General features: G+C 58.4%; 12 protein-coding genes and 1 pseudogene. 8 read left to right on the top strand and 5 right to left on the bottom strand.

Going from position 1 to position 15,602, the window contains the following annotated elements:
- A partial coding sequence (locus NCS58_RS11265; protein ID WP_250538450.1) for a GtrA family protein occupies positions 1–245 on the top strand: 245 nt, incomplete at its 5' end.
- On the opposite strand, the gene NCS58_RS11260 is transcribed toward NCS58_RS11265, so the two are convergent.
- From NCS58_RS11260 to tnpA, 3 genes and pseudogenes are all read right to left on the bottom strand, one after another.
- Positions 242–982, bottom strand: coding sequence for an SDR family oxidoreductase (locus NCS58_RS11260; RefSeq protein ID WP_061119296.1), 741 nt, complete (start codon positions 980–982; stop codon positions 242–244). The genes NCS58_RS11265 and NCS58_RS11260 overlap by 4 nt on opposite strands.
- Positions 979–1,563: pseudogene (locus tag NCS58_RS11255) on the bottom strand (FAD-binding protein); the annotation flags it as partial. The gene NCS58_RS11260 and the pseudogene NCS58_RS11255, both read right to left, overlap by 4 nt.
- A gap of 213 nt (positions 1,564–1,776) precedes the next feature.
- Positions 1,777–1,872 (bottom strand): IS66 family insertion sequence element accessory protein TnpA, encoded by a 96-nt coding sequence (gene tnpA / locus NCS58_RS34455; RefSeq protein WP_409241820.1) that lies wholly within the window; start codon positions 1,870–1,872, stop codon positions 1,777–1,779.
- Positions 1,873–2,115: 243 nt separating this feature from the next.
- Between tnpA and NCS58_RS11250 the strand changes: the two genes are divergently transcribed.
- From NCS58_RS11250 to NCS58_RS11220, 7 genes are all read left to right on the top strand, one after another.
- Positions 2,116–2,367, top strand: coding sequence for a type II toxin-antitoxin system Phd/YefM family antitoxin (locus tag NCS58_RS11250; protein ID WP_250538449.1), 252 nt, complete (start codon positions 2,116–2,118; stop codon positions 2,365–2,367).
- Positions 2,364–2,753 carry a type II toxin-antitoxin system VapC family toxin gene (locus NCS58_RS11245; protein WP_250538448.1) on the top strand — a complete coding sequence of 130 codons (390 nt, stop codon included), beginning with the start codon at positions 2,364–2,366 and terminating at the stop codon, positions 2,751–2,753. Before NCS58_RS11250 ends, NCS58_RS11245 begins: the two co-directional genes overlap by 4 nt.
- Positions 2,754–3,663: 910 nt before the next feature.
- Positions 3,664–4,956, top strand: coding sequence for an integrase domain-containing protein (locus NCS58_RS11240; RefSeq protein WP_250538447.1), 1,293 nt, complete (start codon positions 3,664–3,666; stop codon positions 4,954–4,956).
- Between the two features lie 4,359 nt (positions 4,957–9,315).
- Positions 9,316–10,008 (top strand): nuclease-related domain-containing protein, encoded by a 693-nt coding sequence (locus NCS58_RS11235; protein ID WP_250538446.1) that lies wholly within the window; start codon positions 9,316–9,318, stop codon positions 10,006–10,008.
- Positions 10,009–10,607: 599 nt separating this feature from the next.
- Positions 10,608–11,084: a hypothetical protein gene (locus NCS58_RS11230; RefSeq protein WP_250538445.1), complete on the top strand. Its 477-nt coding sequence runs from the start codon at positions 10,608–10,610 to the stop codon at positions 11,082–11,084.
- 831 nt (positions 11,085–11,915) lie between these two features.
- On the top strand, positions 11,916–12,203 hold the full coding sequence (locus NCS58_RS11225) for a hypothetical protein (protein ID WP_250538444.1): 288 nt from the start codon (positions 11,916–11,918) through the stop codon (positions 12,201–12,203).
- A 78-nt stretch (positions 12,204–12,281) separates the two neighbouring features.
- Positions 12,282–12,422: a hypothetical protein gene (locus tag NCS58_RS11220; RefSeq protein ID WP_250538443.1), complete on the top strand. Its 141-nt coding sequence runs from the start codon at positions 12,282–12,284 to the stop codon at positions 12,420–12,422.
- 1,033 nt (positions 12,423–13,455) lie between these two features.
- Here NCS58_RS11220 and NCS58_RS11215 read toward each other — a convergent pair.
- Positions 13,456–14,058: a hypothetical protein gene (locus NCS58_RS11215; RefSeq protein WP_250538442.1), complete on the bottom strand. Its 603-nt coding sequence runs from the start codon at positions 14,056–14,058 to the stop codon at positions 13,456–13,458.
- Positions 14,059–14,794: 736 nt separating this feature from the next.
- Positions 14,795–15,598: a histidine utilization repressor gene (gene hutC, locus NCS58_RS11210; RefSeq protein ID WP_250538441.1), complete on the bottom strand. Its 804-nt coding sequence runs from the start codon at positions 15,596–15,598 to the stop codon at positions 14,795–14,797.
- Positions 15,599–15,602: the final 4 nt, after the last annotated feature.

Genomic DNA, 15,602 nt, shown 5'->3' with positions numbered 1-15,602 from the left:
TGCTCGACAAGAAATGGATCTTCCGCTTCAAGGCGGAGAACGCGCGCCATGACGCGACCATGTTCACGCTCTACGTGACGATGGGCCTCGTCACCACGGCAATCTTCTGGGGCGTGGAATTCGGCTTCAATCACATCTTCGGAACGGCCGAAGCACGCTACATCGGCGCGTGCATCGGTCTCGCGATCGGCTACGTGATCAAGTACCGACTCGACAAGCGCTACGTGTTCCGCTCGTTCTCTTAGAGACTCGCGCGCTTGAACACGAACCGCGGCACGTTCCGAATGATGAGCATGATGCCCCACCAGAACCACGGCGTATAAAGCACGTCCTTCTTCCGCTCGACCGCGCGCACGATATCCTTCGCGACCTTCTCCGGCGTCGCGACGAGCGGTCCCGGCAGCGGCAAACCCGCGGTCATCGGCGTGGCAACGAAGCCGGGCTTGACATCGACCACATGCACGCCGACCTTGAAAAGCCGCGCCCGCAAGCCTTCGAGAAACGCCTGCAACGCGGCCTTCGCGCTGCCGTACAGATAATTCGACGGCCGCCCGCGATCGCCCGCCACCGATGAAATCACGGCCAGCGTTCCATGCCGCTGCGCTTCGAGCCGATTGGCGATCGGCGTGAGCAGCGCGATCAGCGAGAGCGCATTGGTATGAAACTCGCGCACCGCGACGGCCGGATCGCGCTGACAAGCGGCCTGATCCGGCAGCGTCCCCGACGCGACCAGCACAATATCGATCGAATCCATGTGCGCCGCGCAGTCGGCGAGCATCGCGGCGTGATCGTCGAGCCTGTCGATATCGAGCCGATGCGCCGCAACCGACGCGGCCCCGCGCGCGGTCAGATCGGCGGCGACCTGCTCCATGCGCTCCTGATTGCGAGCGACCAGAAAGAAGCGCGCACCTTTGACGGCCCATTCGCGCGCGCAGGCGATGGCAATGGCGGACGTGGCGCCCACGATGACGATGTTCTTCATAGGCCGGTCACTCGTTTCCAGAAGTGCGACAGCATGGCCGGATCGCGAAGCGACTCGAGTTGCTGCCATTGAGGATAGGCGGCGCGGAAATCGGCGCCCGACATGTGCGCGTCCTTGGCCGGATAGATGCGTCCGCCGGCTTCGCGCACGATCGTGTCGAGCGCGTCGAAAAGCTGCGCATTGCGCATCTCGTGCTGCGGGAAGTCGAGCGCGAGCGACGTCCCTTCCATCGGAAACGACAACAGTCCCGGCGATGCAATGTCCCCGCAGCGCTTGAGCACCGCGAGAAACGAGCCCGTGCCGCTCGATGAAATGCGATCGAGCATCGCGCGCACCGCATCGCGCGCGCTCGCCGCCGGCACGACGCACTGATATTGCTGAAACCCGGACGGCCCATACACACGGTTCCATTCGAGCAGGCTGTCGAGCGGATAGAAATAGCCGTCATAGCCCACGCGCGAAATCTCGAAGGGCTTGCGCTGCCTGCGGTAATACAGTTCGTTGAACGCGCGCAGCGTGAGGCCGTTGATGAGCGAGACGGGCGGCGTGAACGGCACGTGGCGCTTGTTGCGTTCGTCGACAGTTGGACGGCGCCATCGCCAACGATGTGCACGGCAAGAACCATCACGTGCGCGGCGCGTTCGGGCGGCAGGTGCGCGCGTTCGACAGAGTCGATTGCTGCGAGTGTCGACCGACTCGCGGCAGATGTAGGCTCGAACGTCAGCGGCGATCAGCACCGCGCAACGCCAGGCTGGCAAGCAGAAAGCGGATGATGCGTTCCGCATGCACGCCAGTCATTTCGATGCGAACGCTTTCCTGCGCCACAACCCGAACGTGCTGACGGCAAGGCCTTGTGCGCGACAGAAACGTCGGGTGCCAACGCCGCTCATCTGCGACTGCTCGTACGTGCGTCGTACCTTTCTCTGAAGGACAGTGGCTGAAGGGGCCCGTGCCGTGAACTCCGGTGCTTCCGCGTCTGCCGCGTCGCAAACGGGCGAATTGTCGCGGAGAACCGTCGGATCGTCCCGCGAAGACGATGCTCGCTCGTCTCAGGTCGGCAATGCGACACCGTTGCAATTTCGCAATCGCCAACATAAACTAAGCCTATCGGACTAAGTTCAATCGGAGTGCAAATGCGTACGTTCAACATGCACGAAGCAAAGACCAACCTCTCGAAGCTCATCGATGAGACGGTGAACGGCGGACAGCCGTTCGTTATCGCGAAAGCGGGCAAGCCGTTGGTCAAGGTTGTCAGGATAGACGCCGAAGCGGAGAAACCGCGCAGGCGTATTGGATTCATGAAGGGCCAGTTGAAGGTGCCCGCTGACTTCAATACGATGGGTGCGGAAGAGATTGCTGATATGTTCGAGGGCAAGACGAAGTGAGGTTTCTTCTCGATACGCATCTGCTCATCTGGGCGGCGGGCGATGATCCAGCGCTGTCCGAGCAAGCGCGCAGCCTGATCGAAGATCCGACCAACACGCTTTACTTCAGTGTTCAGAGTATTTGGGAGATCGTCATCAAGAGCTCGCTCCGACGTCCCGATTTCCAACTCGATGCCCGCATTTTTCGAACGAGCCTTCTTGACGCCGGATACAACGAGCTCTCGATAGAGGCTCATCACGCCCTCGAGATACTGCAGCTTCCGCCAATTCACAGAGATCCGTTTGACCGGATGCTAATCGCTCAGGCGATCTCGGAAGGAATCGTGCTGCTTACGCACGATGACATCGTGCGGCAGTACGATTCTGCTCCGGTGCGGTACGTCTAATCTATTCGACCAACGCAAGCAGGATCGTCAAGGCCATCACCCGATCGGGTTTTAGCCGGCGTTGACAGGAATGTCCCCGCAACGCTTGAGCACCGCTAGAAGCGCACCAATCGGCATCGGCGCGAACTCGGCCCACACGATGAAACCGGTGAGCATGAGACCGCCGATCGTTAAAATGAAGCGCAAGGTTGCGAATCGCTTTGCGCTGTGTTTGTACAGGCATTGAAAGGCGAATGTCTAAAGGCGTATCGAAATCGCGAGCTTTCCGTCAAACCTCGCGCGCCGAAGGGCCTAGTATCCTAATTACCTATCCGCGTCACCGACGCATCGACCTGAGTGCATCGCACTTCATTTGTACCAAGCCTCGCGCTCGATGAGCGCAATCTCACTGAACGGCAGCGACGCTGCCCATTGAACTGGCCGTGTCATGTCGGAAACTGAGTTCAACAGGAACCGCATGAACGCTAGCTTTTCTAGCAAAACGCAAAACCTCATCGACTGAGAACAACCTCGCACGGACAGTGCGAACGTCTACCTTCCTTTCGTCTCCGGCAATCACGCCAAGCCTGACTCACGCGGTCCCACATCGAGGCGACCGTGATGAACAAGCTCTCGAGACGGGAAATCACTTGCACCATGAGTGCGGATTTCTTGATCTCTTTCTGTCGGCCCGCGCAGCCGAAAACAAAATGCGCAACAAGAATTGCTTGGCTCGACAGGCTTTTGCCTGCGGTCAAGTAGCCGGACTTCGGATTCGTCCGGAGTAGGGATCATCGGGTCGCAGTGCTTCCCTGCACCGGGTGAATCGAAAATCTGATCTCTAAGATCCCGGAAAGCAAAGCGTGCAGTATTCCAACCACCCCGGGACGTTCTTTTGATAGGTGAGAACGTCGCCTTTCGGATCACAGCCGTGAAAATCCAACTCAACTTCTCGACGCTGTTGGACAACGCCGGGCTGCCACAGCGGCTCACGAAAGAACTCACCGAACTCTTTCAACACCACCTAACCAAAGCACACAGCAAGACCCGCGTGACCTCGAACGCAATCTCCATCAAAACACAGACATACCGCGTGCGACATCTCATCGCCGGCTTTCGCGAACTAAGAAAGGGCGGCTTCGCGCTTCAGTCGCCGTGGAACCTCTCGGAAAAACACATCGCCTATCTCGTTAAGCTTTGGGTCACCGAGAAGGAGCAGGCGCCGGGCACCGTCGAAAACAAGCTCACCTACTGGCGCACACTCGCCGCGTGGATGAAAAAGCACCAACTTGTAGGAACCGTTGATGACTACATCAAGCGGCCCGACGGATACCGCCGGTACTATGTGGCGCAGGAAGACAAATCGTGGGAAGCGGCCGACGTCGACGTCAATAACACGATCTCTCGACTCTGCGAGTGCGATCGCTGGGTCGCAATCCAGGTGGAACTGCAGGCCACCTTTGGGCTGCGCGCACAGGAAAGCATGCTCTTGCGTCCCCTGCAGTGTTTGCGCGTTTCAGGCCACCTGCATGTCATCGACGGTACCAAGGGAGGACGGCCCAGGCTCGTGCCTATTGATGCCGAGTGGCAATATGAAGTTTTGATCCGCGCGGCGAGGCTTGCCAACCCACGCACGGGGTCGATGATTCCAGAGCCGTGGTCGTTAAAGAAGTGGTATCGCCATTTCTACCATGTCCTGCAAAAGGAGGGCATCAGCCGCGCCGGCTTGGGCGTCACGGTGCATGGACTACGCCATGCGTACCTCCAGAGAATGTACGAGCAAATCACCGGCGTACCGGCACCCATCAAGCGGGCCGACCACCGGCCCGATCCAGAGCTTCATCAGCGGGCCATGCAACAGTTAGTGGAAGCCGCTGGACATAGTCTCGCAGCAAAGGCAACGGCATACATCTCGACGTTTGCCACGGCTGAGCGCCTATCGCGACCCGTGATCACGCCCGAACAGGTGATCGCCGCCCTTAAGGGCGCGAATGGCGTCAAATCGGAAGCCGCGAAGAGTTTGAACATTTCGAGGCAAGCGCTTTATCGCCTTCTCGCAAAGTGCGGAGGTATTCAACCCGTTGCAACGGTAGGCTCCGCCGTCGTGCACGCTGCCCCTGCGCAAGCGTGCCTCGGTGATTACACGCCTAGCGAACATCGCGGTGGGTCCCTCGACGATCCGGCGCGTGGTCAGTTGTCGTTGCTCGGCGATCTACCGGGCTGACGTCCATCTCGCAACCGATGGCCTCTATCTAGCCAAATGCCATCGCCGCGTGCGCTTGACTCCCAGCGGCGGACATCACGCTCTAGGCAAGTGTCGGAGCACGTCCGAAGGATCCTGATCTAAGCGATTTCGGGCGATGATCGCAAAGGCCGTTCCGTCCGTCGCCTCTCCGTCGAGGCGCGGATAAGCCCGCCCGGAGACGCGTCTAGACGTCTAAAGTTTCGTTTTCGCCGCTAAACGTCAACGCAGAAAGCCGGAGTTATCATGATGAAACGCGTTTGCCACAAAGACGCTGTTTTTGGCGTCTTTAGGCGCGCAACGATTTGGGAATGTGAGCTTTTCTAGCGGCGACAGAGGCGTCGAGTGTGACAATTGCAGAAAGACCCGGATTGTCACACCTGTTTTTTCTTGCTTTTCGCTTTTAAAACAGAACGTTAGCCCGGAGCGATTCCGACCGGGTGAATTATCAGTGATACGGCGCGCCGATCGTTCGCGCAAAGGAACTTATGAGATGGGCGAATCCATAATACGGAAAGCGTGCCGAATAAGGGGGGTAATTATTCGGCACGTCGTTAGCTCGTTGCGGAGCGCCTTCTTACCCCATTTGGGTGTGCGCTTCGATGCGAGCAGCGGGGATCCCGGACACAGGTTTTCTGGCGTCGTCAGCCACGCCTCGAAGCAACTAGCTTCTCTCAAGCTGACGAACGCTTTCGTGTAGATCCAATCGACACTGCCTACCTCGCCAAACGATGCGACGAGCAAGCGCAGCAAGTGTCGGAAGTTGCCGAACGTCGAGGGCACGGGAGGAGCTTGAAGACCAATTGCGCGCCTATGTGGGAAGCTCCTTCGAGTCGGACCTTCGAAAAAGGCGTGCTGGTCCGAGAGCCCCCTACGGCGTTAAGGCGTCGACACCAATTGGGCACGCGTCGGCGGTAGTTGCCGCGATAGTGGGCGGCATGATGCACCGGGTGCCCCGCGACATTAGCGGAAAGCGGCAGCCGTCGTGGACCGCTTCAAAAGCTCCACGCCTAGAAGCGCATTAGCAAAGCCGCGGCAATCGCTGAAGGTCAGAACGCTTTGCCGATAGTCGGTGCGCTTTCGTGCGGGCCACGGTCAGGCAACGCTATCCGGATAGCGTTGAGCAGGCGCGCGGACTCTCGTAACGCTTTGATTTGTGGCCGAAAACCTTCGCAGCGAACGTGTGCCCAGTTATCCCCCCCCCGTTAATGGGCACACGCCCGCTGGAGCCCGGACATAGCCGACATGAAATGCGGCGCCTGGGAAAACGGGAAAGGTATCGTGTTTTAGTATTGGGCTCTTTTGCAGTAAATTTATTAGTTTAGCTCCTCGCGTCAACGCAGTGGGACGCTCTCCGGAGAGCGTCCGTCATAGTCTACGGCTTCGGCTAGCGCCGCTGCTCATCGAGGTAATGTGCTTCGCGCTGCCGCATGCGCCAATCGAACGTAAGGAGTTTCCGTGCGGCCGGTATTAGATCCTCTGCAACGGCAGTCTCCGCCCTCGCGCACGTTGTACCCGCGCAAGCGTGCCTCGGTGGTTACCCACCTTGCGAACGTCGCGGCGTGTTCTTCGACGATCAGGCGACGATCAGGCGCCCGGTCAGTTGTCGTCGCTCGGCGATCTACCGGGCTAACCTCGATTTCGCAAATCGATGGCCTCTGTTAAGAAAGGTGCCACCGCGGCGTGCGCTTTACGCCCACCGGCGGCCATCTCGCTCTAGGCAGTGTCGGAGGAGGTCCGAACGATCCCGATCTAAGCGATTTCGGGCGATGAGCGCAAAGGCCGTTCGGCCCGTCCGCTCTCCGTCGAAGCGCGGATAAACCCGCCCCGAGACGTGTCTAAGCGTCTAAAGTTTCGCTCTCGCTGCTAGACGTCAACGCAGAAAACCGGAGCTATCATGATGAAGCGCATTTCCGGAAAGGCGCACTGTCTTGCGTATCTTTTTGCCGCGCGGGGAATGTCAATGTGTGCTCGTCCTGCTGCGACGGCACCCCGAGTGTGACAATCGAGCAAAAGGTCACCATTTGTCACAGCCGCGTTTTTCGTTTTTTCTATTTATAATCAGGGGCTTAAAAAAACTCCGTCCGGCCAAAGTGAATTATCACTGATATGGCGCGCCGATCGTTCGCGCAAAGGAACCTGTGATACGGGCGAATTCATAATACGGAAAGCGTGCCCCCACATTTCAATGTTAGACTCTGCGCCGCTGTTCATCGAGGTAATGTGCTTCGCGCTGACGCATGCGCCAATCAAACGCAAGGAGTTTCCGTGCGGCGGGTAGTAGATCCTCTGCAACGGCGGTCCCTGCCCTCGCGCACGTTGTACCCGCGCAAAGCGTGCCTCGGTGGTTACCCGCCTAGCGAACGTCACGGCGCGTCCTTCGACGATCAGGCGCGTGGTCAGTTGTCGTTGCTCGGCGATCTGCTGGTCTAACCTCCATTTCGTAAATTGACGGCCGGCGGACGCTTATCGGAGTCTAATTTTGGTTTTCCGAACGAAACAGTGGAGTCAGCAATTCCATAATACGAAAAGCGTGCCGAATAAGGGGGAGGTGAATATCCGGCACGTTTTGTAACAGGGATTTTTGTCGGCGATTCAACGACTTAGCTCCTCGCGCCAGCGCAGTGGGACGCTCTCCGGAGAGCGTCCCTCGTGGCCTAAGGCTTCGGCTGACACGGCTGCTCAGCGAAGAAGCGCTCCGCGCTGACGCGTGCGCCGGTCGAACGCGGGAGTTTCTCATTCACCGTTCAGATCGGCGATGACAGGGCGGATTCAACCGGGCTCCTCGCCCTGTCAACTTACGCATCCAGTCCGTCGTCTCCATAAACACCTCCTCGATCAAAGGTGTTGCGACGACCGGTTGAATCCGCCCAGATCGCTGAGCAAAAAGACGGAGGAGCCGACGACGACGCAGCGAAGAAAAAGGCGCTGTTCGTGGCGGCGCGATTGCCTGCTCGCGCGGAAATTCATAACTCCTTGCGTGATAAGCCGTCAGATAGTGCACCTCTATCAAAAAATTAACACGCGGCGTGGGAATACCATGATATTCGTGGCATGAGTCGCGGGATGCTTGCTTCTAGAAATATCATGATAGTTTCTAGCCGTTTCACCCGCTGAATAGCCGCTCCTCCCACTAACCAAATCTGGGAGGCGTCAGGGCCATCCATCTCTTCGGAACCAGCGTCGTGCCGCGCCGTCACCACCCGCCGGCCCATGACAATGAGTGGCTGATTTCGCCGTTCGCGTTCCATGCGTCTGAAAAGCGATGTACGACATCGGCGGAGACTGTCACCTTATCGTCGAGCCCCTGCTACTTTGAGCAGTAAAAGAATAGACCAAGCACGCGACTGTCGCATTAATGCGCTCGTAGCCGCCAACGAAAAAGGTTAGGGATACGAATCGTGTAGGGCGTAAAGGCGGCCGCGGTTTTTTTTTGCCGCTCGGCGCGGTACTGCGTCTCCAAGCGAGTCGTGGCAGCTGCCGCTTTCGTCCGTGTCTCGGTTCCTCATAGTGGGAGCATACAGACGTAATGACCCTGCCTGCATGGCGGCGCGGGAGCTTTCTTCCTGTATTTGCTTCAGGTCACGGCCTCGCCTTGACTTCTCGCTGTCGCGGGCATGCTGGTTTTGTTCAAACCAGCTATCCGCCGCTATGCCGACAACGAAACGTCTGTGTCATCCGCCACCCGCACAACGAGCGCACAGCGCCGCTCCTAAGCAGCGTACCTCGCGCCTTATGCGGGCTCGAGCGCGCACGCGCGACCCGATGCGCGCGAAGCGCCCTCGCGCTGGTGGAGCGAAAGCATGCCTGCGATGAAACGGCAACCCACTGCGACGTCTGGAGCGTCGGAGCTGAAGCGACCTTCACGGTTCGCGGACGCCGAATTGGCGCACCTTGAATGCGTGATACGCCACCTGCTAAACGCGAATGCAGCGCCCATGCCGCCTTACCTTGACCGGTCTTACTGGCTCAGGCGGCTCGAGCGTCTAGAGAAAGAAACCTGTCTTGTCCCCGCGCAGATGAAGCGTCTCGGCGCCCTTCGAAACCTTCTGATTGCAGACGCATCATGTCGTCGGGAATGTGCATAAACGTGCACTCACTGGAACGCGCTCTACGCAACTTATCACGCAGCAATCGGACCCCCGCGCCGCTTTTGATTGCGCGCGATTGCCTGTTCCTTAACCAGGACGGCACGCAATCTCGTACATCACGATGCCTATCGCTCAATGTTCTTTGCTGGGTGCGAGCGAGCCAGGCCAACTTAGCAAAGCGTCGTCCATCAACCTGCAGCGCTCTGCGAAGACTGATTGATGACCGCAATAAACCAACCGGGAGAAACGAATGAGAGATCCAGTTCAGAAACGAGAAGCCGCATTCCATCCGTTTAACGATCGAATGCAAAGCGGCGCCGATCGCCCGACTCATCCGCAAGAGCACGATTCAGTCTCAGGCACCCGCCGTCGGCGGGTCTGCCGCTGGTTGCGCCGCCGAATCGCGCCCGTATTCGGCCGCGTGTGTGAGAGCCAAGTGCGCTTTCATGAAGACGTAACCCTCGAACATGCGCCGGGCACCGCAAACGCAACGACATTGGTCCATTGCCTCGCCGTTACGCATTTCGGTGTTTTCGTCGTCAATTACTACGATTGGAGGGGCGAGGTCAGGCCCGGGACCAACGAAGATGAGCTGCTCGTGATCGATGACTTGGGCGGCATCACGGTGCACACGTCGCCTCTACGGCGCGCAAAGCCGGCGGTGCGTTATCTACGGTCAGTGCTCTCTCAACACGACTGTCCGGTCGAGAGTATCGCGGTATTTGCTGAGGCGGACTGTTGCCTTCATCCGACCGCACCGGACGGCGTTCTGGCGTTGTCCGATTTACATTACTTCTTGCGCTTGAGATTGCTCAATTTTCGCGCAACGCATGCACGCTATCTCGACGCAGCGCGACTTGATAGCCATATATCTCGGACATGCGGTATGCCGGCGAAGCCAGTCACGCTGTCGATCACCGGGCGGTGCTCGCCCTTCGTTTAAGAACAAGACGGTACCGCGACGAAGGATCGGAGCGGAAACACAACGAAAGCGATGGCGAAACATGGCCAAGAGTAGGGCAGGCACAGCGTCGATCCAACTCGGGCAACGCATGGCCACAAGAACTATCCAGACCTCCGTTGCGGACAGAACTCGGCGCGGGTCCGAGCAAAACCGGAAAGACTGCGTTTTTTTCGAAGCTTTCCGCCTCACGGAGAACGGCTGTCGGCCTATATTGAATTCATCTACCGCGTTTTAACGCATCGACATGTCAGGCGAGCGGCTTCTGCTCGCCCGTCACCAGATCTTCATCTCTCTATTCCGGCGGAATTAAGAACACGCTTGCCCTCGCGAGCGCGTCGGACGTGTCGCCACCATTGTCGGTCGTGTTCTTGATGCCGATTAGTCGGACCGGACGTTTATCGACGGCAACAATTCGCGTGCCGCTCCACTTGCACTTCATTTCCATCGTGTCTGCGCTTGAGGGCCGATGGGCTTAGCTGATCGCGACGCGCATACCGCCGCCATCGTTGTTTTCAACCGTTGTAGTCCGCTTTCGGCACAACGCTGAAGGCATGCACATTTCAACCTAAGGAGGTTTTATGAAAGTCGCTGTATTGGAAGTCCGTTATGCAGGCGGTCTGGATCTGACGGATCATGTCGTGGTGCAGGCGTCATCTCGTCTCACGCTGCCGCCGCGGCTAAGTGCGTTGCTCGGCATCCTAGAGACGTCGGAGCGACAGATCAGTATGAGCGTCAAAGTAGATGGGGTCAGCTATCGAGTCGAACGCAAACAGAACGGTGAATATGTCGTAGGCGCGAGGCTAAGCATTCGCGAGCGCTGCTTGTCCAAACTGCGACTCTTTGAAGCGCCGAGTGAGTCTCAACGGCGGCTTAATGGACAATTCGCCCACTTGTTGAGCGCCTGGGCGCTTATCGGTGCAGGCTATTTGGTCTACACGACGAAGACCTGGGACTTGCGCGCAGTCATTGAAACAGTTTTGCTTTGCTTCACGTCGTTGACGTTGTTCGTGGTCGGGCACATTTGCTTTTCGGATGTTCATACGGCGGATCGCTAACCGTGTAGTTCGGCATTGAGCTCATTGGGCTCGCGGATCATCGAAATAGGCCGACTGATAGCCGACGCGCGCCGTCAGCGCGTCTGCAATTTTTCGTTGAATGCAAGCCGCGCCGTACGGCGCGGCTTGTCCCAATCGTGCAACGCCATATCCACCTTCAGGGCGCTGCACGGCCTGCAAAAGCAATGTTCGGAGGTGCGTAAGGCCCAGGAAAACTAACCGCTCGTTCCGAGGCACGCAAGTCAGTGGACCTAGCACAGGTCGCTTCTAGCGTGGGATGCCAATCACATTGATCGGGAAAAGAAGAGCCGATGAATCTGACACATTTCAGTACGCATGTCCGCGTATCCTAGTCGGACGGCAAGTTTTTAGTTTGGAGTACAAATCGGAAGGCACGAGTAGAGAACACAACAAATGACCGCTCATAGCAAACGGTGCCGCCCGAGCGCTCGGGAGAAAAAGAGTAATGGCCGCAAAGATGGGATCGGCAGTGACAACTGATGGACCGTCTTAAGTTGGTATTCAATGGGATGCCGGTGTCTTGGAACGACTTCTATTATGAGGAAGAGCGATTTCTTGCAGCCTATCGCTGGATCGGCCAACCATCGGTTTCCTTTCCTATCGCGCTCGTGGGCAATGTGTGCGCGATCCAGACCATCCCACGCAAGGACCGATCGTTGTATGTTCGACAGCTTAAGCGCCCAGCGCCCACGCCTTGCGTCCTTGGTACGAATGTGCTTGACAGCGGCGCCGCGTCCGAGTGTTCCAGATCGCGCCCGCCTTCGCTAGGGGCCGCGTGCCGCCCTCGATGCGCCATTCCAGATCAACCTCTTGGCACGGACGGAAGGCGACTGGGAAAAGCGCGGCCCAATTTTCGCCATGCTGGCTGCGAAAATCGTCGACAGCAAGATCACCTTGAGCGATTTTTGGCCTGTCGACACAGTGCTCAACGATGCTGCGAGATACCGGAAGCTCCAGCAACTTGCTAAACGCGTCTACATCGATGGCATAGCCTCGATTCAGTTTCCGCGAATTCCCGCTACCGGCGGGGACGAGGGCAGTTTCGAAAACAGCGTGAACCTCGCAGTTGACGATTTGCCGGACCGCAATCGCTGGTAACTTGACTTCTGGCTTGTACCTTCATACTGGTTTGGTGCTGGCCAGTTGGCGCCAGCGACCACCACCACGGCGAAACACATGTCGCCCATCGACTACCTTCGCGCCGCTTACCGCCTGCGCGCAAAGCTCGCACCGCAAATCGCTGTGGTCCTCGCCTTGGCCGCCATTCTCACCTATCACGCTATGACAAGCCGGTCGCTGGATTGGCTCTTGCATTGACTCAGAAGCGCGGGACTGAACCCACGCGCCATATCACTGATATGGCGCTTTGCGTGGACGCGTTTAGCGCATTCCATTGATTTTATTGGGTTATCAGGCTGTCCGAAAGTGTTACATTTGGCAAACTATCAACTAAATGTAACACTTTCGTGACGTTGAATATCCGACATCTTCTGCCTTAATATCTGAAGGAAGTTTGCGGCAGCTTTTTGTTGCCGTTGAACCTCGCGATGGCATCACGCACCTGATCGAGGGTGACGTTGGGCGCTTTTTGTTGCTGCACCCTATGCGTCGATAGATACGCGTTTGCAATCGAGGGCCGCCTGTGACCTGCCGCTTCGACCACCTGACGCCTGGCCTCCTCCTATCGATCGGCTCGCGGGAGAGACAGACCCTCAAGGTCATCGGCGAAGCGCAGCATCAGCGATTCCTCAACGCGTCGTTCATCGCCGTGAGCCACGCCGTATTTGTTGGCCACATTCAAGTTCAAGACTCACTCCGTTGGGCAACTGCGCCACCAGGCGTGAGGGCAACGCCGGGCGGTGCGAGGGCCGCATTGCTTCGCGTCGCGTGGAGGTTGGCAAGGCTTCAGACCTCGCTGCCCCGGAAGGTGCGAACTCTACGACCGGCACGAACGCCGGCACCGGACGCCAAGAGGCCCCTTCGCGCGATGGCACTCTACGCCGCGCTCGCGCTGGACCCATTTGCGCAACTTGCTGGGGTCACGCCAGCCTCGAGGGCCAGCCCGGACACCGACGTTACCGGTCTTTGGCATGCCTCGACCAACCGGCGCTTGCCCTCTGGAACAATGCAGCGCCGGCCGCCTTCATCGATATGCGTGACTTTGAGACGGAGGAAAATCAAGATCGTCTAGGGCCATGTTTGCGTCCGCAAGTTATGGTTGCGGAAACAAGCTTGACCCTCCTCAGGTAGGTTCGCCAGATGCGGAGGAATTAACGCTAACGAAGAACGAATCATGCATGAGTCGGATCGGTCGCACGCAAGGAGCAGCGGGCAGTGCAAGGCTGCTCCATCATTTACCCATTATCTTCTTCGCCCTTGTTTCTCGACCGATGATGGCGCAACGGAGCCAGTATGCGCTTCTCTCAATAGCGAGCGCCGCCGATACCAACGCCTGGGTGAGAAAGCCACGCCTGTCGCTCAATTGGGCGATAGTGTCCGCATTGGGCGTCTCAAATTCGACAGGTTGCTCAGGCATCATCGGCTCTTTTGTCGAACTCATCGCGCTTGCCTTGCAGTCAGCGACGATTGCGACCAAAGACGCGACGGTCTCACGCTGTGAGCGGGCTCCTGCCACGTCGGACGTGCATTCGAACTGCCTTTGGTCTTCGTCGGAAACGCCTGTCTCGGAGAAGAGGCACGAAGGGTTAATCGACGATGAACTTGTCTCAGCTCCGGATTGAATCACCCGCGGGGCGACATTGGTGCCTGCCGCACCGGAGGTCGCAGTCGGCGCTATCTGACTGATCGGACCGCTGTTGCGCAGCGCGTCCTCGGCGAGGCGCTTAAGTAGCGCCGCTCGTTGCCTTGGATTCGAGACGGCAGACACGGCGCGAAACAAGTCTGGCGTGACAAACTCGTTGATAGTTATCTTTATTTCCAATGAAGTCGTCATGTGGTCATTCCATCGTTGGGATTCTTCTCTTGCATCAAAGTTGCCTTGCCCGCCGCAGCAAAGAAAACGCCCGAATCGAAGGAGCAGAGATTTGCCATAGCATGGATTTGTGGGTCGGGACCCTGAAGGCCGATGTTGCACTCCAAGGGCGGGCTTCGCGCCTGCGAGCGCAAGGCTCTTCGGCTTGCCGTGGCTGATAGGCGGTCCAGGCTCGACAGGTCAGATCCCACTGTATCGAGGTGCAGGCACATGCGAGCAAGCGAGAGCTCTCGAAAAAGGGGTAGCTTTCGAGTTTCGTCCCTTCTTGCCGACTGACCGTCCAATGTTCGCCTCGTACCCGAAGCAGGACGTTAAAAAGAAAGAGGTCGTAGGAAGCAACCGCGTTTAGCTATCAGCACCACAACCCTGCCGGTTATCACGCGCATCCGTCGATGAGCCAGTGCCACGTTTTCACAAACCCTGCCTGGCTTGTGCGAGCAACCGTTCTCCGAAGCTATTTAAGCGGCAAGCCGCGACGTGGTGCCTAGAACGCGCGTGTTCGTGCTCACAGCAACTGCACGCAAAAATTGCGTCGCGACAACATGTACTAGCTGCGATTCGCGGGAGGGCGCTACCTAGCAGCGACACAATGCGAAAGAGAACTTGGGGAAGCGGGTCATTCTCAGCGCAGTGCTGGTTGAGAAGCGCGGTGTCCCATGACGCGAGGAACCGGCAAGCGCTATGGGGTCGCAGCTAATTAGCTCTGGTAACGCGAGTCGTCGGGCTTGAAGCGGCATCCCAGCCGATAACGCGAACCGGGATGGACGAAGCGTACGAACGTGACCGCGGCATCGCCCGACCATGTGCGGCGCACGAGCGTGAGACACGGCTCGTCGGGTGCCATTTCAAGCAATTCGGCTTCGGAACGCGTGGGCAGGCATGCATCGACGACGTGTTCGATCTCATGGGCCGGCACCTTCGCCGCGAGGTATTCGGAAGGGCGCAGGATCGTGAAGTCCTGCTCGAGAAACTCAGGCGCGACGGCAGGATTCACATAGCGGTCTTCAAGACGCACCGGCACGCCGTTCTCACGATGCACGCAGATCAGGTGAAACACCGACGAACTCGGCGGCAGGCTCAGTGCGTTCGCCACGGCGGCGGGCGCGCTCTCGCGCTGCACGAGAATCGTCTCGGAAGTGTACTCGTGGCCGCGCGCACGGATTTCGTCGCCGATGTGGGCGATCATCAGCAGCGTGGACTGCGGCTTGGCCTCGGCGACGAACGTGCCGACGCCCGACAGCCGTGTGATCCAACCCTCGGCCGTCAGTTCGCGCAGCGCGCGGTTGATGGTCATGCGCGACACGCCGAGCGAGTCGACAAGGTTTAGTTCCGAAGGGACGCGATCGCCCGGCCGCCAGGTGCCCGCCTCGATCTTGCCGCGGATGTAAGTCTTCACCTGCGCGTAGCGGGCGAGCGGAGCGTCCGTCTCAGCACCGTTATCGGCGGTTTCGAGGGTCTGGTGCGCCCGCTCGGCCGGCTTCGCATGCGGGGTCCCCGACATTGCG

The organism is Caballeronia sp. INML3B, assembly GCF_023631305.1.
GTDB lineage: Bacteria > Pseudomonadota > Gammaproteobacteria > Burkholderiales > Burkholderiaceae > Caballeronia > Caballeronia turbans.
The sequence above is the reverse complement of the archived record's forward strand: the minus strand, read 5'-3'. Positions and strand labels throughout refer to the sequence as shown.